This is a genomic window from Caulobacter hibisci (assembly GCF_016135805.1).
GTDB lineage: Bacteria > Pseudomonadota > Alphaproteobacteria > Caulobacterales > Caulobacteraceae > Caulobacter > Caulobacter hibisci.
Window position 1 is genome coordinate 45011 of the sequence record NZ_JADWOX010000013.1, and the last position, 20456, is coordinate 65466.

The following is a 20456-nucleotide window of genomic DNA, read 5'->3' on the forward strand; positions in this document are numbered from 1 at the left end:
TTGTAGCCTCGTTCCGGAATTCGGAGAGGTCGCGATGGTCGAGCATCTGAGTATCGGCGAGATCGCCCGGGAGACCGGGCGCAGCATCCACGCCCTGCGCTGGTACGAGGCCCAGGGCCTGATCCCCGGCGTGACCCGCGACGGCGGGCGCAGGCGGGTCTACCGCCAGGCCCATGTCGGCTGGCTGCGCTTTCTGGGGCGGCTGAAGCGTACGGGCATGAGCGTCGGCGACATGAAGGCCTATGCGGCCCTGGCGGCGCGCGGCGGGGCGACGGCTGGCGAACGCGAGGCCATGCTGACGCGCCATCTCGAACGGGTCGATGGCGAGATCGCCGCCCTGGCCGAGGCGCGGCGGCTGCTGGAGGTCAAGATCGCCTTCTATGCCGAGTGGGGACGCTCGGGCCGCCGTCCGCCCGATCCCGAGATCCCTCCGGAGCTTCGGTCATGAGCGCCCGCATCGCGCCGGCCCAGCCGCCTTGGCCCGAAGCCGTGCAGGCCTCGTTCGACCGCATGCCGCGCGACTGGATGCCGCCGTTCCAGCTGTTCACCGTCCTGGCGCGCGACCCGAGGCTCTACACGGCCTTCGTACGCGGGGCGGTGACCTACCTGCCGGGCTCGCACCTGACGATCCGCCAGCGCGAGGTGCTGCTGCTGCGGGTCACGGCGCGCTGCGGCTGCGCCTACGAATGGGGGATGCGCGTGCACTATTTCGCGAACGAGGCCGGGCTTTCCGACGCCCAACAGCACGCGAGCGTCCATGCCGACGCCGAGGCGGACTGCTGGACAGAGGACGATCGGGTCCTAGTCCGGCTGGCCGACCAGTTGAACGACGCCTGCGACGTCGATGACGCCCTGTGGCGCGATCTGGCCGAGCGCTTCACGCCCGAGGCGATCCTCGAACTGCTGATGCTGGCCGGCTACTATCGGACGGTCGGCGTGCTGGCCAACAGCCTGCGCCTGCCGCTCGAACCAGGCGTTGGCCGGCCGTTTCCACCCGCTCAGGCCGCGTCCACGTAAGCCTTCACCCGCGCGAACAGATCCTCGAACATCGGCGTCGTCAGCCGTCCGGTGTTCGTGTTCAGCCGCGAGCAGTGATAACTGTTGAAGATGCGGTAGGGACCGGCCTGGAATTCCGAGCCGTGGCCGGGGATGCCGGCCGAAGCCTTCAGGCCCAGGGTCTTCAGCACATTGCGGCGCGAGACGTCGCCCAGGGTGACGATGGCCTTGAGGTTGGGGAACATCTCCAGCCGGGCCTTCAGGAACGGCCGGCAGGTGTTCTCTTCGGAGGTCTCGGGCTTGTTGCCGGGCGGTGCGCAGCGGACGGCGTTGGTCACCGCGCAGCCGACCAGCTTCAGCGAGTCGTCGGGCCGGGCCTCGAACTTGCCGGTGGCGAAGCCGAACTTGATCAGGGTGTCGTAGAGCAGCGTGCCGGCATAGTCGCCGGTGAACGGCCGGCCGGTGCGGTTGGCGCCCTTGCGGCCGGGAGCCAGACCCACGACCAGCAGGCGGGCGTCCTTGTCGCCGAACGATGGAGCCGGGCCGTTGAAATAGTCCGGATAGAGGTCCTGGTTCTCGTGGCGATAGGCCACCAGGCGCGGGCACAGCGGGCAGTCCCGGGGCGGCTCGGCCGGGGAGGGAACGACCTCGCCGACGATGTTGGAGTGCTGCATGTGGTCGGCCTTCAGTATTCGTCTTCGGCTTCGCGCTCGGCCGGGGTGCGGGCGTCGGCGGCGTTGTAGCGCTGTTGCGGCGCGCGTTGCGGGCGGCCGATGATGTTTCCCAGGTCGGCCAGATCGACGAAGTTGTCGGCCTGGCGGCGCAGGTCGTCGCTGGTCATCGGCGGCTGGCTCTTCATGGTCGAGACCACGGTGACTCGGCGGCCCTTGCGCTGCACGGCCTCGACCAGGGCGCGGAAGTCGCCGTCGCCCGAGAACAGCAGCAGGTGGTCGACGGTGTCGGCCATCTGCAGCATGTCGACCGCGATCTCGATGTCCATGTCGCCGCGCCAGCGCTTGCGGCCCTGGCTGTCGGTGTATTCGCGGGCCGGCTTGGTCACCAGGGTGAAGCCGTTGTAGTCGAGCCAGTCGACCAGGGGCCGGATCGGCGAATAATCGTCGTTCTCGGCGATGGCGGTATAGTAGTAAGCCCGCACCAGCAGGCCGCGCTTCTTGAACTCGTCGAGGAGCTTGCGGTAGTCGATGTCGAAGCCCAGCGCCTTGGCGGCGGAATAGAGATTGGCCCCGTCGATGAACAGCGCCAACCGCTCGGTCGGATAAAAGGTCACGGGTAAATCCTTGAAATATCGGCTTGATCAAAATGCTTTGGAGGCGGCCGTGGTCGTCGCCCTCGGCTGCAATCTGCCTGGAGCCTATACGAGTCGCGAGGCCTTGTTGGAAGCCGCCGTGTCGGCGCTGGCCGGCGAGGGGATGGCGGTGGTTGCCCGCTCGAATTGGTGGACCTCGGCCGCCTGGCCCGATCCGACGGGGCCGGCCTATCTGAACGGCGTCGTGCTGGTGGCGACGGTGCTGGAGCCGGCCGATGCCCTGGCGGCCTTGCATCGCATCGAGGCCAGGTTCGGCCGCGCCCGTGCCGAGCGCAACGCCGCCCGGACTTTAGATCTCGACCTGATCGCCCATGGGCGGACGGTGATGGAAGGGAACCTCGTTCTGCCCCACCCGCGCGCCCACGAGCGGCTGTTCGTCATGGGGCCGTTGGCCGAGGTGGCGCCGGACTGGACGCATCCCCTGTCGGGGCGGACGGCGATCGAGTTGGCGGCGACGGCGACGGTGGGGGCGGACGCGCGGCCTTCCCTCCACCCGTAAAATCCCCGCGAAAGGGATTTTACGGTGAAGAGAGCGGTTCACCACGCATACCCATGCAGCCGAATCTCCCGCGCGAAGATCTTCTCGATCCGCACCGCTTGGCGCAGGCTGAGCACCTCGCGATACGACCGGCGGTCGGGACGCCAGCCGCTCTTGGCCTTCACCGGCAGGCGGCCGGGCCAAGGCACGTCCAACTTATCCAGCACCTCCCCCAGTTCGCGGTCGAGATCCTCGTAGCGCAGCACTCGGTCGACCAGCGGCTTGCCCGAAAGCCGGCTGGCGTAGAGCGGCAGGTTGAGGGCGTAGTCGCCGGCCGCCAGATAGCGGTCCAGGCACAGCTTGCGGTCGCCGCCATGCGCCGCCGAATGCTTCTTCATGAAGAAGTGCGACAGCGTCTTGTCCCACGGATTCCGCTCGACGCAGAAGGTGAAGTAGTCGCGCCACAGGTCCGGAACCCGCGCGGCGACCTGGGTGGCCGACATGTGGTTGGAAAAGCCGTCGGCGTTGCGCGGCTGGTGGCCGGGCTCAGGCGGATGGACGGGCGTGACCACGTCGTCGGAGCCGCAGAGGCCCGACAGATAGGCCTCGATGCTGGTGCCGGCGGTCTTGCGGGTCTTGATGAAGACGAAGCGGTGACGGTGCGAGATGATCATGGCGACAGGGTCGGTGAACGATGTTGCGGTCGATTTTCGGGTTTCCGGAGCTTGTCGCGCCCCTGTATCGAAGCGACTTCCCGATCGTGACCGTTGTTGCGGCTGGACTTTGGCTGGAGGAGGAGGCATACACGCCCCCTCGCAAAAGTTGGGTGACAACCGAAGCGACGTTGCGTGACGTCGCACGGAGCCCTATTTTGCAAGAGCCCACGCTCAGCCCGAGGAATTCATGGCCCGCGTCACCGTCGAAGATTGCGTCGAGAAGGTTCCGAACCGCTTCGCGCTCGTCCTGCTGTCGGCGCATCGCGCCCGCGGCATCTCGGCCGGTGCGGCCCTGATGGTCGATCGCGACAACGACAAGAACCCGGTCGTCGCCCTGCGCGAGATCGCCGACGACGTGATCGATCACGAGGGGCTCAAGGAGCACCTGATCAGCACGCTGCAACGCGTCGACGAGCACTCGGAAGCCGAGGAAGAGGCCGAAACCCTCGCCCTGCTGGCCGATCCGACTCACATGCAGATGAGCGAACTGGAACTCGTTCGCGCGCTGCAAAGCGACCGCGACGGCGGTCAGGAGGAGCGGTACTGAGCCCCGACGGCGCAGACCCTCTGATCCTTGAAGCGGCGCCCGCCGCCGCTACGTCCGAACGCGCGCCCGAAGCTGTCTCGTCAGAGACGGAGTCGGGCGCGTCTTCGTCTGAGCTTCCCGCCGCCGCGGCCCTTGCCGCCAGCGCGCCCGAAGCCCAGCCGGCCCCCAAGCCGCGCAAGTTCCTTCGCCAGTACGAGCTGATCGAGCGGGTCCACGCCTACGACCCGACGGCCGACGAGGCCCTGCTCAATCGCGCCTACGTCTTCGCCATGCGCATGCACGGCAGCCAGACGCGGGCCAGCGGCGACCCCTACTACGCCCACCCGATCGAGGTGGCGGGCATCCTCACCGAGTACCGGCTGGACACCGCGACCATCGTCACGGCCCTGCTGCACGACGTGATCGAGGACACGCCGGTCACCAAGGAGGAGATCGGCAAGCTGTTCGGCGAGGAGATCGCCGAGCTGGTCGAGGGCGTCACCAAGCTTTCCAAGCTGGAACTCCAGGCCGAGCACACGCGCCAGGCCGAGAACCTGCGCAAGTTCATCCTGGCCATCTCCAAGGACGTCCGCGTCCTGCTGGTCAAGCTGGCCGACCGTCTGCACAACATGCGGACGCTGCACTTCATCAAGACCCAGGCCAAGCGCGAGCGCATCGCCCGCGAGACGCGCGACATCTACGCGCCCCTGGCCCGCAACATCGGCTGCCATCGCATCTGCACCGAGCTGGAGGAGCTGTCCTTCCAGCACACCAATCCGGTCGCCCGCGACGCCATCGTCCGCCGGCTGGAGAAGCTGCGCGAGGAGCAGGGCGGGGCGGTCCAGCTGGTCAGCCAGGAGATCCAGGCGCGCCTGGAATCGGCCGGCCTGCCGGCCCGCGTCTTCGGCCGCGAAAAGGCTCCTTACTCGATCTGGCGCAAGCTGCAGCGCAAATCGATCGGCTTCTCGCAGATGTCCGACATCTACGCCTTCCGCGTGATCGTCGACAGCGAGGAGGATTGCTACAAGGCCTTGGGCGTCGTCCACCGCGCCTGGTCCAGCGTGCCCGACCGCTTCAAGGATTTCATCTCTACGCCCAAGCGCAACAACTACCGTTCGCTGCACACCACGGTGGTGGGACCGCGCGGCATGCGCATCGAGATGCAGATCCGCACCGAGTCGATGGACCGGGTGAACGAAGAGGGCGTCGCCGCCCACTTCCGCTACAAGGACGCCTCCTACGGCCTCGACCTGGAAGGCATGGAGGCCGCCGGCCGCGACCCGCTGGCCAACCTGCGCCAGCTGGTCCAGGTGCTGGAGCATGGCGGGGATTCCGAGGAACTGGTCGAGCACGCCAAGCTCGAGATGTTCCTCGACCAGGTGTTCGTCTTCACCCCCAAGGGCAAGCTGGTCAGCCTGCCGCGGGGCGCGATGCCTCTGGACTTCGCCTATGCCGTCCACACCAGCGTCGGCGACACCTGCATCGGCGTGAAGATCAACGGCGAGCTGAAGCCGTTGCGCACCATCCTCAACAATGGCGACGTGGTCGAGGTGATCCGCGGCTCCAAGCCCGTGGTGCCGCCGGACTGGCGCTCGCTGACGGTGACCGGCCGGGCCCGTTCGGCCATCCGCCGTCACATCCGCCAGACCGAGAAGGAAGAGTTCCTGCGCCTGGGCCGGGCCTCGGTGGAGCAGGTCTTCGAACGGGCCGGCAAGAACCTCAAGGACGTGTCGCTGCGGCCGATCCTCGAGCGCTTCGTGCTGGAGGGCGAGGAAGCCCTGTTCGACGCCGTCGGTCGTGGCCGGGTCTCGCCTAGCCAGGTGCTGGAAACGGCCTTCCCGGGCATGAAGGACGCCGATCGCGAGGCCGCCACGGCGCGCCGCAAGATCGAGGGCGGCAAGGGCGCGCGGCTCTATGTGCGCGGCGGCGGACTGACGCCGGGCGTGTCGCTGCACTTCGCCCATTGCTGCAGCCCGGTGCCGGGCGACCGCATCGTCGGGATCCTGCGCGAGGATGGTGAGGGGCTGGACGTTCACACCATCGACTGCCCCAAGCTGGCCGAATTCGAGGAGCGCGAGGATCTCTGGCGCGACCTCAACTGGACGCCGGAAGCCGAGCGCGACACCGTCTCCCTGGCCCGCCTGCACGCCACCATCGGCAATGCGCCGGGCGTGCTGGGCCAGGTCTGCACGATCATCGGCGAGGCGGGCGGCAACATCGTCAACCTGCGCATGCACCACCGGCAGAGCGACTTCTTCGACACCGACATCGACGTCGAGGTCCGCGACGCCCGCCACCTGACCAACATCTCCGCGGCGCTGCGCACCTGCCCGTCGGTCGAGACGGTGGATCGGACGCGGGGCTGACCGCGGCGAAGTCAGTGCGTGGTCCTCGTCCTTCGACAGGCTCAGGATGAGGACCATTTACAGGCTCGGGCGGTAGAAAAACCTCATCCTGGGCCTGTCGAAGGACGAGGTTTCGCCCCGGAAGTCGAACCTAGGCCTTGCTCGCCTTCAGCGCCGCCACCGCGTCCCGGGTCGCCTGGGTCAGCGGTGCTGGCAGGGCGTCCAGCACAAACCAGCCCCAGTCGGCGATGGCGTCCGGCTCCTGGATCGCCGGTTCGCCCACGCAGCCGTCGGCGCGATAGGTGACGGCCAGCCAGTGGCTGTCCTCGCCGATCATGTCGGTGACGGCCAGGACCGGACCGGCCACGACCTGGATCCCTAACTCCTCGCGGATCTCGCGTTCGGCGCAGGCGCGCCCGGCCTCGCCCCAGTCGAGCTTGCCGCCCGGCTGGCCCCAGTGGCCGGCCTCGGGTTCGCGGCGGCGCTGGACCAGCAGGATGCGGCCCTGGCCGTCGATGATGGCCGCGCCGCAGCCGACGCGAGGGCGGGGAGGGGAGTCGTTCATGGCGGCGGTCTACTACTTGATGCCCGAAGCATCCGGGCGCACTTTCGCATGATCCTTTGGCACAAGGCGCGACCGATGGCGACCAGCGTCCAGTTGACCGACGACCTCGAACGTTTCGCTCGCGATTGCGTCGAGGACGGGCGGTACGACACCGTCGACGAGGTGGTGCGATCGGCGCTGCGCCTGATGCGTGACGCAGAGCGTCAACGCACCGAATTCAACGCCATGCTGGTTGAGGCGACGGCGCAGGCGGATCGGGAAGGGACTTTCACTGCCGAGGAGATCTTTGCGGATATCGACGCAAGGTCCGCTCGCGCTTGAGCCAAGCGGCCTTTTCGCCGCTGGCGCGCCTGGACCTTATCGAGGCCGAGGCTTGGATTCGCGCGGACCGACCGTCTGCTGCGGTAGGATTCCGTCGCGCCGTGTTGAAGGCGGCCGGACTGGTCTTCGATCAGCCGAACTGCGGCGTGGAACGCCTGGAGATCGCGGCCGCGCCGCATCGCCTGTTGGTCGTGCACGGCTTTCCGTATCTTTTTGTCTATAACGCTGAAAGGAGGCCGCCGCTGATCGTGCGGGTGCTGCATGGCGCGCGCGACCTGCCCAGCCTCCTGAGCAGTTTGTAGACTCGCCGCGCTGGCCTTATATCCACGGCTCATGACCAACGAAGACGTCCTCGAAGAATTCCGCGCCGCCGGCGCCCTGCGCGAAGGTCACTTCGTGCTGTCCAGCGGCCTGCACAGCCCGGTCTTCCTGCAGAAGAACCTGGTGTTCATGCGGCCCGAGCGCTGCGAGCGCCTGTGCAAGGCCCTGGCCGACAAGATCGTCGCCACGGTGGGCCATGTCGACGTGGCGGTTTCGCCCGCCGTCGGCGGCATCATCCCGGGCTACGAGACCGCCCGCCACCTGAACGTGCCGTCGATCTATGTCGAGCGCGAGGGCGGCGGCTTCAAGTTCCGTCGCGGCTTCCACCTGGAGCCGGGCCAGAAGGTCGTGATGGTCGAGGACATCGTCACCACCGGCCTGTCGTCGCGCGAATGCATCCAGGCGATCAAGGACGCCGGCGGCGATGTAGTGGCCGCGGCTTGCATCGTCGACCGCTCGGGCGGCAAGGCCGATGTCGGCGTGCCGCTGATCGCCCTGGCCAGCCTGGACGTGCCGGCCTATCCGGCCGACGCCCTGCCGCCCGAACTGGCCGCGATCCCGATCGAGGATCCGGGCAGCCGCCGGCTGAAGGGCTGACCGCGATGCTCCGGCTCGGCGTCAACATCGATCACGTGGCCACGATCCGCAACGCGCGCGGGTCGAGCTATCCCGAGCCGGTGCGCGCCGCCGAGCTGGCCCTGGCGGCCGGCGCCGACGGCATCACCGCGCACCTGCGCGAGGATCGCCGCCACATCAGCGACGCCGACATCGTCGTGCTGACCGACCTGTGCCTGAAGCGCGGCAAGCCGCTGAACTTCGAGATGGCGGTCACCGACGAGATGGTCGGCATCGCCATCGGCGCGCGGCCGCACGCGGCCTGCCTGGTGCCCGAGCGGCGCGAGGAGGTGACCACCGAAGGCGGCCTCGACGTGGTCAAGGGCGGCAACCGCATCGCCGACGCCACCGGCCGGCTGCGCAGCGTCGGCGCGCGGGTGTCGCTGTTCATCGAGGCCGACCCGGCCCAGATCCGGGCCTCGGCCGATGTCGGCGCCCAGGTGGTCGAGCTGCACACCGGCGCCTATTGCGACGCCGCCCGCGAGGGCGACGCCGAACGCGCCGCCGCCATTCTCGAACGCCTGAAGACGGGGGCGGCCCTGGCCGCGTCGCTGGGGCTGGAAGTCCATGCCGGTCACGGCATCGACTACGCCACGGTCAAGCCGATCGCCGCCATCCCGCAGATCGTCGAGCTGAACATCGGCCACTTCCTGATCGGCGAGGCGATCTTCGTCGGCCTGCCGCAGGCCATCCTGCGGATGCGGACCCTGATGGACGCGGCCAGGCTGGAGTTGGCGGCGTGATTATCGGGATTGGCTCGGACCTCAGCGACATCCGCCGGATCGAGAAATCCCTCGAACGTTTCGGCGAGCGCTTCACCAACAAGGTCTTCACCGAGATCGAGCGCAAGCGGTCCGAGCGCAAGCCCGACCGCGCTTCCAGCTACGCCAAGCGTTTCGCCGCCAAGGAGGCCTGTTCCAAGGCCCTGGGCACGGGGCTGAAGCAGGGCGTGCATCTGGCCGACATGGGCGTGGTCAACCTGCCGTCGGGCAAGCCGACCATGGCCCTGACCGGCGGGGCGGCGGCCAAGTTGGCCCAGTTGATCCCCGAGGGCATGGTCCCGGTGATCCACCTGTCGCTGACCGACGACCATCCCTACGCCCAGGCCTTCGTGATCATCGAGGCCCTGCCGGCGACCTAAAGCATTTTCGAGCGAAGTGGCTTCCGGTTCGCGTGAAGAAAATGCGTCGAGGCAACAACAGGAGCTTTTGTCTGACGCAGTCAGGCAGAAGCTCCTAACGGCGCGCGGCTTGCAGTCTGTCCCTCCGAACACGGCCGATGCGCCGTTTCGAGACGGGGGAGACGTCATGACCATCTGGACCGACGAGCACTTGCCACGGCCGCGCAAGCTGGCGCCCTGGCAGCAACGGCCCTTCGCCTGGCTGGCGATCGGCTGGGGCTTCCTGGCGCTGGTCGTGGTGGCGGTGCTGGCGACCCTTCCGGTCTAGCTCGCCGGCGCGGCCTCGCGCCGGAAACGCGAGCCGCCACCGTCGGAGGTGACCGCCTCGAAGGCCGTTACCGCGCCCTTGGCGTCGCGCTCGAACACCACCCGGCGGCTGGGTTCGCCCTGCACGGTGAAGCTCTCCCCGCCCAGCGGCAGCAGCACGTTGATCGGACGCCGCCCGCGCTTCATGGCGATGCGGCCATCGACCTGGACGATCTCGATCGCGCCATAGCTCCCCACATAGTCGCCCAGAGGCTTGGCCGTCGGAGGCGCGGCCTCGGCGCGGATCGCCTCCAGCGCCCAGCGCGTGTCCTGGGCGGACGGGCCCGATGCGGTTTTCAGCACGGTTTCCAGCGCGAGGGCTCGGGCCGTGTCCAGCGCCTTGGCGGACGCGACCGCCACGTCGGGCTGCACCCCGTCGCCTTCCCAGTTGGTCTTGGTGATCGGGCTGACGGGCGAGCCGTTGGAGACGAAGATCTTGAAGCCGCCGGCCACCGGCACCGGGCCGCCCGGATTGGCCGCGCCGCCGCTGGCCTCGCCGACGATCACCGCGCGCCTGGCGTTCTTCAGGGTGTAGGCCAGGGCCTCGGCCGCTGAGCCGGTGCGCCCACTGGTCAGGACGTAGAGCGGCACGTCCAGGCGCGGGGCGGGATACCAGTCCTTGGGGGCCTCGCTCTGGGTCCCCTCGCGGTAGTGGAAGGTGTTGTAGATGTCGGCGCCCTTGGGCGTGAAGGCGCTGGTCAGATAGCCGACCATGGCCGGCGAGCCGCCGCCGTTGTCGCGCAGGTCGATGATGACCGCGTCGGTGTTGGCCACCATCTGCAGCGCGGCCTCGATGGCCTTGCGGGCAGGTTGGTTGGCCTGCCCGAACTCGAATTCGGCGAACATCCGCAGGTCGATATAGCCCAGATTGCCGCCCAGGATCTCGACCCGGCGCACGCCGTAATTGCCGCGTCTGAAGGGATCGGCGGCCTGCGCAGGCGCGGCGGCAGGCGCGGGACCGGGCGGCGAGGCGTCGGTCGAAGGCGGCGACCACGAGACGTTGAAGTGGTGGTCCAGCGGTCGCAGCCGGTCACCCAGCGCCGTGGCCAGGTCGCGTGGATCGGTCAGGCGGTCGTAGGCGCCCTTGGCGGCCTCGGCCCGCAGCTGGCCGGCGACCGCGGCGCCCTTGGCGGCGTCGTAGTAGTTGTCGGCGATCGCCTTGGCGACGCCCTCGACCACTGGTCGCGGCGCGACCTCGGCGGCCTGCGCGATCGAGGCGGCGCTCAGCGCGGCGGCCAGGACGAGAAGCGAGCTGAACGGGCGCATGACGGATCCCCTGGCGAACTTGGCCGGAGAACATCATTCGGCGAAGGCCTGGGCCAATGAATTATCTTTAAGGCAAGGCCCGCCGGCTTCGCCCAATCGCCGCCATGAAGCGCCACTATCGCGGCGATGCTTGCTCGCGGCGACAACCGCGTCTAGCAAGACCTGTCGGGCTCGCCCGACCCCCATTCGCTGAAGAGCCGCGCGCGCATGACCGAAGCCGTCGAGACCACGCCCCCCGAAGAAAAGGGCGGCGCCGTCAACGAATTCATCGAGATCATCAAGACCGTGGCCTACGCCCTGGGCATCGCCCTGGTGCTGCGGGTGCTGCTGTTCCAGCCGTTCACGATCCCGTCGGCCTCGATGGAGCCCAACCTCTATCAGGGCGACTACATCATCGTTTCGAAGTTCTCGTACGGCTATTCGAAGCACTCGATCCCGTTCAGCCCGCCACTGTTCAAGGGCCGCATCCTGGGCGGCAAGCCCAAGCGCGGCGACATCATCGTCTTCAAGCTGCCGCGCGACGGCCACATCGACTACATCAAGCGTCTTGTGGGTCTGCCCGGCGACCAGATCCAGGTCCGCGGCGGCGCGCTCTACATCAACGGCAAGGCCGTAGAGCGCAAGGAACAGGCCGACGTGCTGGTCGACAGCGGCTACGGCTTCACCCAGCCGATGAAGCGCATCCAGGAAACCACGCCGGAAGGCCGCACCTACCTGACCCAGGCCGACGCTGGTCCGGACACCCAGGGCGACAACACCGGCGTCTATGTGGTGCCCGAGAACTGCTACTTCTTCATGGGCGACAACCGCGACAACTCGGCCGACAGCCGCTTCAACCCGGGCATCTCGCCGTTCAAGACGGATCCGAGCGCCTGCAAGTGGAACTACGAGAACGACCAGTACACGGGCGACTCGATCGGCGTGGGCTTCGTCCCGGCCGAGAACCTGGTCGGCAAGGCCCAGATCATCCTGCTGTCGTGGAACGCCGATGCGCACCTCTTCAAGCCCTGGACCTGGTTCATGGACGCGCGTCCGAGCCGCTTCTTCCGCGTGCTGAAGTAGTATCATGGCCGTGATGGACAGACGGGTCGTCGCCGTCGGCGACCTTGAGCGCCGGGTCGGCCATCGGTTCGAGGACCGCGAACTGCTCGAGCGGGCGCTGACCCACGCCAGCGTCGGCGACGGCGCCAAGGCCAAGGTTCGCGACAACGAGGTGCTGGAGTTCATCGGTGACCGGGTGCTCGGGCTCCTGGCCGCCGAGGCCCTGGCCGAGCGCTTCCCCAAGGCCAAGGAGGGCGAACTCGCGCCCCGCCTCAACGCCCTGGTCAGCCGCGAGACCTGCGCCCGCGTGGCCAAGGGCGCGGAGCTGGGTCCGGCCCTGCGCCTGTCGGCCTCGTCCAGCAAGATCGGCGGTCGCGAGACGGAATCGATCCTGGCCGGCGCCTGCGAGGCCCTGATGGCCGCCCTCTATCACGACGGCGGCCTCGACCTGGCCCGCCGGGTGTTCCTCGACCTGTGGTCCGAAGAGTTCGACCGGGCCGGGGAGGGGCGTCCGCGCGATCCGAAGACGGCGCTGCAGGAATGGGCGCAGGGCAAGGGCAAGCCCCTGCCGACCTACCGCGTGCTCGATCGCACCGGCCCCGACCACGCCCCGGTGTTCACCGTCGAGGTGACCGTGAAGGACGTCGACCCGGCCATCGCCAAGGGCAAGTCTCGGCAAGAGGCCGAGAAGGCCGCCGCCAAGGCCCTGCTGGAGCAGGTGGGCGCCGATTGAACCTTCTTCTCCCTTCCCCCTCGATGGGGGAAGGGCCGGGGATGGGGGTGAAGCGGCGGTTCAGCCGCTAACATCGTAGCCACCCCCACCCAACCCTCCCCCATCAAGGGGGAGGGCTTTTTCAGTGCTCTGTGCTACACGCACGCCCAATGACTGAAAACACCACCACCGCCCGCGCCGGGTTCGCCGCCATCATCGGCGCGCCGAACGCCGGCAAGTCCACCCTGGTCAACCGCATGGTCGGGGCCAAGGTCTCGATCGTCACCCAGAAGGTGCAGACGACGCGCTTCCCCGTGCGCGGCGTCGCCCTGTCCGGCAACGCCCAGATCATCCTCGTCGACACCCCCGGGATCTTCAGCCCGCGCCGTCGCCTCGACCGCGCCATGGTTCGTGCGGCCTGGGCCGGCTCGGAAGAGTCCGAGGTCACCGTCCACCTCGTCGACGTGCAGGCCGAACTGGCCGACCGCGCCCGCAACGCCACCCCGGCCGAGCACCGCGCCGTGCAGGACGTTCAGACCATCATCGAGGCCCTCAAGGAGAGCGGCCGCAAGGTGATCCTGGCGCTCAACAAGATCGACGGCATCAAGCGCGACACCCTGCTGGCCATCGCCAAGGACTTCTTCGACGCCGGCGTCTACACCGACGTCTTCATGATCAGCGCCCAGACCGGCGCGGGCGTCGACGACCTGCTGGCCAAGCTGGTCGAGGCCATGCCGGAAGGGCCGTGGCTCTATCCGGAAGACCAGACCGCCGACCTGCCGGCCCGCCTGCTGGCCGCCGAGATCACCCGCGAAAAGATCTACCTGCGCGTCCACGAAGAGCTGCCCTACGCGGCCACCGTCGAGACCACGTCGTTCGAGGAGCGGGCCGACGGCAGCGCCCGCATCGAGCAGACCATCTATGTCGAGCGCGACGGCCAGCGGGCCATCGTGCTGGGCAAGGGCGGCCAGGTGCTGAAGTGGATCGGCCAGGCCTCGCGCGAGGAGCTTCAGGAGATCCTGGATCGCAAGATCCACCTGTTCCTGCACGTGAAGGTCAAGGAAAACTGGGCCGAGGAACGCGGCCTGTTCAGCGCCATGGGCCTCGACTTCGATGTTTGACGCACAGGTCGCTCCGACGGTGGACCTCGACGCCTATTTCGCGCGGATCGGCTATGCCGGCCCGCGCGAGCCGAGCCTCGAGACCCTGCGGGCGATCTGCCAGAAACATCCGGACGCCATCCCGTTCGAGAACCTCGACGTGCTGCTGGGGCGGGGGATCAGCCTCGTCCCGGCCGACATCGACGCCAAGCTGATCACCGCCGGCCGCGGCGGCTACTGCTTCGAGCAGAACGGCCTGCTGAAGCGGGTGCTCAAGGCGCTGGGCTTTACGGTCCAGTCGCTGATGGCCCGCGTCTGGTGGATGAAGCCGCCGGAAGCGCCGACCCGCGCCCGCTCGCACATGATCCTGAAGGTCACCATCGACGGCCGCGACTGGCTGGCCGACGCCGGTTTCGGCGGCTGCGTGCTGACCGCGCCGCTGGACCTGTTCTCCGACGAGGTGCAGGCCACGCCCAACGGCGGGTTCCGCATCGAACCGGCCGCGCCGGAAATGGGCGGCGAGCGCCTGGTGCTGGCCGACCTGTCGGGCAACTGGGCGCCGCTCTACCAGGTGGCGCTGGGGCCGTGGGACGACGTCGACTACGAGCCGGCCAACTTCTTCACCTACACCCACCCCAGCTCGCACTTCACCTGGAGCATGACGGTGGGGCGCACGACGCCGATCGCCCGCTATGCCCTGAAGAACAATCGCCTGACCCACCGCGACGCCACCGGCGCCCTGGTCGAGCAGCGCGATCTTTCGGTCGACGAACTGGAAGCGACCCTGCGCGACGTCATCGGCCTGGCGGTGCAGCCCGACTGGCGCCCGGTGCTGGAGAAGGTCGTGGGCTGGGGAACGCCGGCCTAAGGGTCTCGGACCCCCGGCTCAGACCCCGGGCTGCGGCTTGGCCCAGCTCTGGGCGGGCAGGCGTTCGGCCGGCTGGTGGAAGAGGTCGTAGCGGCGGATCTTGGCCTCGCGCAGGTGGGCCTCGATGGCGTCGACGTCGGACTGGCGGGCGAACATCAGGTTTTCGCCGTCCGACTTCCACAAGCCCCGCGCCCCGGTGAAGACGCCCAGCGCCGACAGGGTCGACTCATAGGCCGCGGCGCGCTGCTCGTCGGCGGCGAGGCGGGCGTAGATGTGTTCGCGCACCAGGGCCGGCGGAGCCGCCCGCTGTATCGCGCCATCGATCGCGGCCCTGGTCTGGGCCGTGCGCTCGGCGTTGCGGGCCTCGGCCTCGTCCATCGCCGCCAGGGTCTTGACCAGCAGGGCGCTGGCCTTCTGGACATCGGCCTGCGAGGCGATGGTGATCGGCGAGATCTCCAGCACGTCGTCGGTCGCCTCGAACTGGGGTTTCAGGACGGCGAGGTCGGCGGCGTCGCCGGCCCGGTCGCGGGCAGCGATCGCCGTCAGTTCGGTCTTCAGGGCAGGCACGGTCGCCCAGGCCTGGCGGGCCTCGTGCAGGGCGATCTGCCGCTCGACGTACCAGATCCCTTGCACCGACAGCGGCGCCAGCACCGAGGCGCCGAAGATGCCGATGCCCAGGACGTTGAAGCACATCGGGCCCATCGAGGCGTCGCGCCAGCGCACATAGCCGAAATAGAGGATGGCCCACAGGGTCAGGGCCAGCACGCCGCACGGCACCAGCGAAAACAGGAAGCGGGAATTGAGCAGCTCGGACGGATCGAAGGCCCGGTTCGTGCTGTCCATCTGGCCCAGGCTGTAGGCGGTGATGATCGCCACGCCGATCAGGGTGGTGACGATCAGCGCCGGCCAGACGTTCTTGGGCTTGTCCAGCTTGCGGCTGTAGACGTGCGACGCGATCAGCGACTCTTCACTCATGGACGGCCCCCCGGCGTTACGGACCTTGCTTAGCGTTTCCACCATGAAGGGTGCAATGGGGTTCGGCTCGCTCGTGACGCGTCGCGGGTTTTGCCGTCGCGCGCGGGGCGTCGTATGGACGGGAATGATCCTCGATCGCCGCGCCGTTCCGACCCGCCCGCACCGCCTGGGAGCCGCCTGATGGAGTGGGAGGACGACGCCTTCGTGTTGTCGGCCCGCGCCCATGGCGAGACCGGGGCGATCGTCGAGTTGCTGACCCAGGACCGCGGCAAGTTCGTCGCCCACGTGGCCGGGGCGGCCTCGCGGCGGATGAAGCCGTTCCTGCAGGCGGGCGCGCGGGTGATCGTCCGCTATCGCGCCCGCGGTCCCGACCAGATGGGCTCTGCCCAGCTGGAGCCGATGGGCGAGGGGCCTTCGTCGCTGTTCGACGACCGCCTTGCCCTGGCTGGGCTGCAATCGGCGGCGTCCGTCGCTGCCGGCGCCTTGCCCGAGCGCGAGCCCCATCCGGGCGCCTTCCTGGCCCTGGAGACCCTGATCCGGGTGCTGGAGATTCCCGACATCTGGCCGGCCGTCTATGTGCGCTACGAGGCGGGCCTGTTGCAGGACCTGGGCTTTGGCCTGGACCTGTCGAAATGCGCCGCCACCGGCGATGTCGATGATCTGGTCTATGTCAGCCCGCGCACGGGGCGGGCGGTCAGCCGCAAGGCCGGCGCGCCCTATCATGACAAGCTGATGCCCCTGCCGCGGTTCCTGCTGTCGGCGCAGGGCGGGCTGGACGACGGCGACGTCAAGGCGGGCCTCGACATCACCGGTCACTTCCTGGAGCAGTTCGTGTTCGGCCCGTTGAATCGCCCCCTGCCGCCGGCTCGGATGTGGCTGCTGGACCGGCTGGGCGAGGCGGAGCGGCTGTAGGCTCTACTCGATCCGCTCGTGGACGCCCTCGGCGCCGCGCACCCAGTAGCCGGCGGCCTTGATCTGCTTGGGCGACAGGCCCCGCACCTCGACCAGGTGCGCCCGCAGGGCCTTGGCCACCCGGGCCTCGGCGGCGAGCCAGACGAAGCCTTCCTTGTCGGCCGGCAGCACGGCGTCGAGCGCCGCGATCAGCGTCTCGGCGTCGTCGCCGCCGTCGCGGACCAGCCAGTGCGGCGTCCAGGCGGCCTTGGTCTCGACGGCCAGGGCGTCGTCGGCGGCGTCGACCAGGCCCAGGGTCGTGATCGTCTCGTCGGCGCCGGCTTCTTCCAGCCGGCGGCCGATGGCGGGCAGGGCGGTCTCGTCGCCGATCAGCACCAGCCAGGGCAGCGCTTCGGGCAGAAGCACCGAACCGCGCGGGCCGCCGATGTTCAGCGTGTCGCCGACCTTGGCCGACAAGGCCCAGGCCGTGGCCGGCCCGGCCTCGTGGACGGCGAAGTCGATGACCAGGGTCGCCGCGGCGGTGTCGAAACTGCGAGGCGTGTAGTCGCGCATCACCGGCTCGCCGCCCTCGACAGGGAAAAACAGCTTGATGTGGTCGTCGAAGCCGGCGCTGACGAAGTCGTGCAGATCGGGCGAGGCGAAGGCGAGGCGCAGCATGCCCGGCGACAGCCGCTCGACGGCGGCGACCGTCAGCACGCGGCGGCGGATCTCGTGGCGCACGCGGCGCAGGGCCCAGCGGTCGGTCGCTTCGGCGGCTTCGGGGGAGAGGGTGGTCATCGGCGGGATATCCCTTGCGAAGGATCTGGTGTCGGCCCGGACCCGCCGACCCTAGACCCCTCTGTCGACCCGAGCATGTCCGGCGGCGAAATAAAAACGGCGGGATCCCAAGGACCCCGCCGCTTTCAAACTCAGAAGAACACCTTGCGGACGCTGAGCCGGATATTGCGGCCCGTGGGGTCCAGATAGTCCTGCTGGTAGGTGCTCGGGATTTCGCCCGTGGCGTCGCGCACGGTCTGCTTCTCGTCGAACAGGTTGTTGACCCCGAAGGTCACCCGCGTGCCGCGCAGCACGGGATACTTGGCGACCAGCTCGCGCCGCGCGCCCAGATTGGCGAACAGGCGCAGGTTCACCGTCGTCAGATCGGAGAACCGCAGCGTGCCGGTCGAGCTGCCGGTCGTGCCGCCGTCGACTTCGGTGGCTTCCTTCCAGTTGGCGGTCAGGCGCGCGCCCAGGCCCATCTTGGTGAAGCCGAGCTGGGCCTCGACCTCGTTGCGGGGCGTGCCGCCGCTGCTGCCCAGGGCGTCGCCGTCCAGCAGGTCGAGCGGCGTCGCGCCGTCGTAGATATAGACCCGCTCGCGCAGGCGCACGGTGTGGAACAGCGCCATCTGCAGACGCGCCGCGCCCAGGCCGCCGCCGGGGCCGCCCGGACCACCCGGCCCGCCGAAACCGCCGCCGGGACCGCCGGGACCGCCGAAGCCGCCGCCCGGTCCTCCGCCGAAGCCGCCCTGGCCGCCGCTCTGATTGCCGCCCGTGGCCTGGTCGCCGCCGGTCCGCGTCGGGTCCGACGGCGGCTGGGCGTTGTCGCCGCTACCGCTACGCTGTTCGCCGCCCTGGCGCTGGAGGCCTTGCAGCAGGTCCATGCCGGGAGGCTGCGCGGCGCCGTCCGCAGTCTGGGTCTGGCCCTGACCTTGAGCGGTCTGGCCCTGCGCCTGGCCCTGACCCTGGCCCTGACCCTGGCCCTGACCCTGGCCCTGACCCTGACCCTGACCCTGGCCCTGCCGGCGTTCGCCCTGGCCGTCCTGGCCCTGGCGTTCGCGCCAGCGCTGCATCTCTTCGGGCGTCGGGGTGGGACGCGGCGGGGTCTTGCCGATCTGGCGCGAGAAGTTGAAGCCCCAGCGGATCTGCTCGCTCTCGCGCTTGGCGTAGTTGATCGGCCGGGCGTCGATGCTGATCAGGCGGCCGACAGGCTCGACCACGCCGTCGCCGTCCTCGTCCGTCGGCGCGGCGCGGGTGAAGCGGTCCTCGAAGGCGGCCTCGATCGCGGCCGTGGCGCTGGGGAACGACGAGATCGGATTGTCGATCCGCGTGCGGGTGTAGTTGGCGTTGACCGACAGGCCCTCGATCTGCGGCGGCTTCACCGTGACGCCGAACTTGAGGATGTTGCGCTCTTCGGACTTCAGGTCGGGATTGCCGCCGCTGATGCGGGTGATCTCGACGCTCTCGCCCCGGACATAGTCGAACACCTGCACGCCGGTGGTCGTGACCTGGGCCCCGCCCAGCTGCGACATGCTGGGCGCGTTCTCCTGGCGGGTGCCCGAGACGATGAAGCTGACCGGCTTGATCGGCGACCAGTTCAGGCCGCCGCCGACCGTGGTCAGGGTCCCGAAGTCCGACAGCTGGTTGACCGCCAGGTTCAGGTTGGCCGACAGGTCGCCGACCTTGGCCATGTAGTTGTTGCGGCGGCTGGTGATCGGCAGGTCGAAGCTGACCTGGGCGTTGGCCGTGCCGCGCGACAGGTCGGCATTGGTCAGGGTACCGCTGCGGCGCGACCAGGAATCGACCCAGGCGCCTTCCGCCCCCAGCTTCACCGTGGTCGAGAGGTCGCCGGCCGGCAGGCGGGCCAGGGCGCCGTTCATCACCAGCTGGGTGTTGACGGTGTCGTTGATCGAGTGGGCCGTGTTGCGCTGGAAGCTGCCCGTCGGCAGGAAGTCGTCATAGGGATCGAAGGTCGGATCGAGGGCGGTCAGCCGATCCTGCAAGTCGCGGACGCTGGCGTCGCGATCCGACGAGGTGCGGCTTTCGTCGTGGTCGTAGTTGCCCGTCAGGTTCCAGCGCCACGACTTCATCGAGCCGTCCAGCGTGAAGCCGCCATGGGCGTTCCACGAACGGCTCCACTGCTCCATGGCGCCCAGGTCGGTCAGGTAGCGGTTGAGCGTGGTGGCCTCGCCCGTGGTCGAGGTCGAGAACGGGCTGGCCGCCGGGATGGTCAGCCGGGCCTTGGACAGGCCCTGCAGCGACTGGCTCTGGTCGTAGGACAGGCTGCCGTTGACCGTCGCCGAGACGCCGTTGTCGAGCACGCGGTTGTAGACGGTGTTGTAGGACAGGCTGTCGGTGCGCGGCTTCAGGGTGCGGTAGTCGGAGACGTCGCCGCCATAGAGCGTGTCGGTGGCGGACGGATCGATGTCGCGGTCGCTTTCCAGCAGCTTGTCGCTGTGGACGTACTTGAAGGCGCTGTTCAGGCGGCCCTGGCGGTTGAGGCGCAGGGTGCTGGAGTCGATCTGCTCGGTGGTCTGGCCGCCCTCGGTGGGCGCCGCCAGGGTGATCTCGCCGGTGCGGGCGCGGAAGCGCTGGCGCAGCACGACGTTGACCACCTTCTGGTCGGCCGAATAGCCGTACTTCAGGGCCACTTCCTCGGGCAGGATCTCGACGCGCTGGATGGCCTCGGTGGGGATGTCGCGGATCTCGCCCATGCCGGAGATGCGGCGGCCGTTCAGCAGCACGACGGGCGAGCCGCCGCTGGCGCTGGTGGTCTGGGCCGACAGTTCCGACAGCAGTTCGGTCACCGAGCTGACGCCGAGGGAGCGGACGTCGGCGGCGCTGAAGGTCTCTTCCGGCTGGATGTCGCCCAGCACCGCGCCGTACTGGCGCTGGCCGGTGACGACGATGCCTTCGACCTCGACGTCCTCGGTCTCCTGAGCGGCGCGGGCGGTCGTGGTCGCCGTGGTCGTCTGACGCGTCTGGGTGGCGGGCTTGGCGGCTTCCTGCGCGTACAGCATCGACGGCGTGATGCAGCCCAGAAGGCCCAGCAGGGCCATCTTCCTCGTCATTTCCTAAATCCCCACGATGGTAAGCCGAATCCCTCGATCAGAGCCTCTCTAACGCATCG

At 68.8% G+C, this 20456-nt stretch carries 24 protein-coding genes; 16 read left to right on the plus strand and 8 right to left on the minus strand.

Features of this window, described 5'->3' with window-relative positions:
- The first annotated feature begins 34 nt into the window (after nt 1-34).
- Both I4Q42_RS17355 and I4Q42_RS26160 read left to right on the plus strand, forming a co-directional pair.
- Nucleotides 35-448 (plus strand): MerR family transcriptional regulator, encoded by a 414-nt coding sequence (locus I4Q42_RS17355; protein ID WP_198577353.1) that lies wholly within the window; start codon nt 35-37, stop codon nt 446-448.
- On the plus strand, nt 445-1017 hold the full coding sequence (locus tag I4Q42_RS26160; protein WP_232793246.1) for a carboxymuconolactone decarboxylase family protein: 573 nt from the start codon (nt 445-447) through the stop codon (nt 1015-1017). The genes I4Q42_RS17355 and I4Q42_RS26160 overlap by 4 nt, the downstream gene beginning before the upstream one ends.
- On the opposite strand, the gene I4Q42_RS17365 is transcribed toward I4Q42_RS26160, so the two are convergent.
- On the minus strand, nt 999-1670 hold the full coding sequence (locus I4Q42_RS17365) for a uracil-DNA glycosylase (protein WP_198577354.1): 672 nt from the start codon (nt 1668-1670) through the stop codon (nt 999-1001). The genes I4Q42_RS26160 and I4Q42_RS17365 overlap by 19 nt on opposite strands.
- 11 nt (nt 1671-1681) lie before the next feature.
- The gene (locus I4Q42_RS17370) at nt 1682-2284 is read right to left on the minus strand and encodes a LabA-like NYN domain-containing protein (protein ID WP_198577355.1); all 603 of its coding nucleotides are present in this window, start codon (nt 2282-2284) and stop codon (nt 1682-1684) included.
- A 49-nt stretch (nt 2285-2333) separates the two neighbouring features.
- Here I4Q42_RS17370 and folK point away from each other — a divergent pair, with 49 nt between their 5' ends.
- On the plus strand, nt 2334-2822 hold the full coding sequence (gene folK, locus I4Q42_RS17375) for a 2-amino-4-hydroxy-6-hydroxymethyldihydropteridine diphosphokinase (RefSeq protein WP_198577356.1): 489 nt from the start codon (nt 2334-2336) through the stop codon (nt 2820-2822).
- 38 nt (nt 2823-2860) lie between these two features.
- Here folK and I4Q42_RS17380 read toward each other — a convergent pair whose 3' ends face one another.
- The gene (locus I4Q42_RS17380; RefSeq protein ID WP_198577357.1) at nt 2861-3475 is read right to left on the minus strand and encodes a sulfotransferase family 2 domain-containing protein; all 615 of its coding nucleotides are present in this window, start codon (nt 3473-3475) and stop codon (nt 2861-2863) included.
- A 229-nt stretch (nt 3476-3704) separates the two neighbouring features.
- Between I4Q42_RS17380 and rpoZ the strand changes: the two genes are divergently transcribed.
- Nucleotides 3705-4064: a DNA-directed RNA polymerase subunit omega gene (gene rpoZ, locus I4Q42_RS17385; protein WP_198577358.1), complete on the plus strand. Its 360-nt coding sequence runs from the start codon at nt 3705-3707 to the stop codon at nt 4062-4064.
- Nucleotides 4065-4261: 197 nt separating this feature from the next.
- Nucleotides 4262-6409, plus strand: coding sequence for a RelA/SpoT family protein (locus I4Q42_RS17390; protein WP_198577451.1), 2148 nt, complete (start codon nt 4262-4264; stop codon nt 6407-6409).
- Nucleotides 6410-6539: 130 nt separating this feature from the next.
- On the opposite strand, the gene I4Q42_RS17395 is transcribed toward I4Q42_RS17390, so the two are convergent.
- On the minus strand, nt 6540-6953 hold the full coding sequence (locus I4Q42_RS17395; RefSeq protein ID WP_198577359.1) for an NUDIX domain-containing protein: 414 nt from the start codon (nt 6951-6953) through the stop codon (nt 6540-6542).
- Between the two features lie 75 nt (nt 6954-7028).
- Here I4Q42_RS17395 and I4Q42_RS17400 point away from each other — a divergent pair, with 75 nt between their 5' ends.
- The 6 genes from I4Q42_RS17400 (at nt 7029) to I4Q42_RS17425 (ending at nt 9658) form a co-directional block, all read left to right on the plus strand.
- Entirely contained in the window at nt 7029-7274 is a 246-nt protein-coding gene (locus I4Q42_RS17400) for a type II toxin-antitoxin system ParD family antitoxin (RefSeq protein ID WP_198577360.1), read from the plus strand.
- Nucleotides 7271-7576: a type II toxin-antitoxin system RelE/ParE family toxin gene (locus I4Q42_RS17405; RefSeq protein WP_198577361.1), complete on the plus strand. Its 306-nt coding sequence runs from the start codon at nt 7271-7273 to the stop codon at nt 7574-7576. The genes I4Q42_RS17400 and I4Q42_RS17405 overlap by 4 nt, the downstream gene beginning before the upstream one ends.
- Before the next feature lie 31 nt (nt 7577-7607).
- On the plus strand, nt 7608-8192 hold the full coding sequence (gene pyrE, locus I4Q42_RS17410; RefSeq protein ID WP_110121959.1) for an orotate phosphoribosyltransferase: 585 nt from the start codon (nt 7608-7610) through the stop codon (nt 8190-8192).
- 5 nt (nt 8193-8197) lie between these two features.
- A complete protein-coding gene (locus I4Q42_RS17415) occupies nt 8198-8953 on the plus strand; it encodes a pyridoxine 5'-phosphate synthase (protein ID WP_198577362.1) in 756 nt (251 codons plus the stop codon).
- Nucleotides 8950-9351, plus strand: a complete 402-nt coding sequence (acpS, locus tag I4Q42_RS17420; RefSeq protein ID WP_198577363.1) for a holo-ACP synthase — start codon at nt 8950-8952, stop codon at nt 9349-9351. The genes I4Q42_RS17415 and acpS overlap by 4 nt, the downstream gene beginning before the upstream one ends.
- A gap of 166 nt (nt 9352-9517) precedes the next feature.
- Nucleotides 9518-9658 (plus strand): hypothetical protein, encoded by a 141-nt coding sequence (locus tag I4Q42_RS17425; protein ID WP_198577364.1) that lies wholly within the window; start codon nt 9518-9520, stop codon nt 9656-9658.
- Here the strand turns inward: I4Q42_RS17425 and I4Q42_RS17430 are convergent.
- Nucleotides 9655-10962 carry a S41 family peptidase gene (locus I4Q42_RS17430; RefSeq protein WP_198577365.1) on the minus strand — a complete coding sequence of 436 codons (1308 nt, stop codon included), beginning with the start codon at nt 10960-10962 and terminating at the stop codon, nt 9655-9657. The two genes, I4Q42_RS17425 and I4Q42_RS17430, sit on opposite strands and share 4 nt — an antisense overlap.
- 207 nt (nt 10963-11169) lie before the next feature.
- Between I4Q42_RS17430 and lepB the strand changes: the two genes are divergently transcribed.
- The 4 genes from lepB to I4Q42_RS17450 all read left to right on the plus strand — a co-directional run bounded on the left by lepB (nt 11170) and on the right by I4Q42_RS17450 (nt 14683).
- Nucleotides 11170-12024, plus strand: coding sequence for a signal peptidase I (gene lepB, locus I4Q42_RS17435; protein WP_198577366.1), 855 nt, complete (start codon nt 11170-11172; stop codon nt 12022-12024).
- Between the two features lie 13 nt (nt 12025-12037).
- Nucleotides 12038-12736 (plus strand): ribonuclease III, encoded by a 699-nt coding sequence (rnc, locus tag I4Q42_RS17440; protein WP_198577452.1) that lies wholly within the window; start codon nt 12038-12040, stop codon nt 12734-12736.
- A 149-nt stretch (nt 12737-12885) separates the two neighbouring features.
- Complete coding sequence (era, locus tag I4Q42_RS17445; RefSeq protein WP_198577367.1) at nt 12886-13836, plus strand: GTPase Era; 951 nt, start codon at nt 12886-12888, stop codon at nt 13834-13836.
- Nucleotides 13829-14683 carry an arylamine N-acetyltransferase family protein gene (locus I4Q42_RS17450; RefSeq protein ID WP_198577368.1) on the plus strand — a complete coding sequence of 285 codons (855 nt, stop codon included), beginning with the start codon at nt 13829-13831 and terminating at the stop codon, nt 14681-14683. The genes era and I4Q42_RS17450 overlap by 8 nt, the downstream gene beginning before the upstream one ends.
- Before the next feature lie 18 nt (nt 14684-14701).
- Here the strand turns inward: I4Q42_RS17450 and I4Q42_RS17455 are convergent, their stop codons facing one another.
- Nucleotides 14702-15658, minus strand: a complete 957-nt coding sequence (locus I4Q42_RS17455) for a hypothetical protein (protein ID WP_198577369.1) — start codon at nt 15656-15658, stop codon at nt 14702-14704.
- A 180-nt stretch (nt 15659-15838) separates the two neighbouring features.
- On the opposite strand from I4Q42_RS17455, the gene recO reads away from it, so the two are divergent.
- A complete protein-coding gene (recO, locus tag I4Q42_RS17460; protein ID WP_198577370.1) occupies nt 15839-16570 on the plus strand; it encodes a DNA repair protein RecO in 732 nt (243 codons plus the stop codon).
- A 3-nt stretch (nt 16571-16573) separates the two neighbouring features.
- Here the strand turns inward: recO and I4Q42_RS17465 are convergent, their stop codons facing one another.
- Both I4Q42_RS17465 and I4Q42_RS17470 read right to left on the minus strand, forming a co-directional pair.
- On the minus strand, nt 16574-17347 hold the full coding sequence (locus I4Q42_RS17465; RefSeq protein ID WP_198577371.1) for a siderophore-interacting protein: 774 nt from the start codon (nt 17345-17347) through the stop codon (nt 16574-16576).
- A 131-nt stretch (nt 17348-17478) separates the two neighbouring features.
- Nucleotides 17479-20397, minus strand: a complete 2919-nt coding sequence (locus I4Q42_RS17470) for a TonB-dependent receptor (protein ID WP_198577372.1) — start codon at nt 20395-20397, stop codon at nt 17479-17481.
- Nucleotides 20398-20456 lie beyond the last annotated feature (59 nt).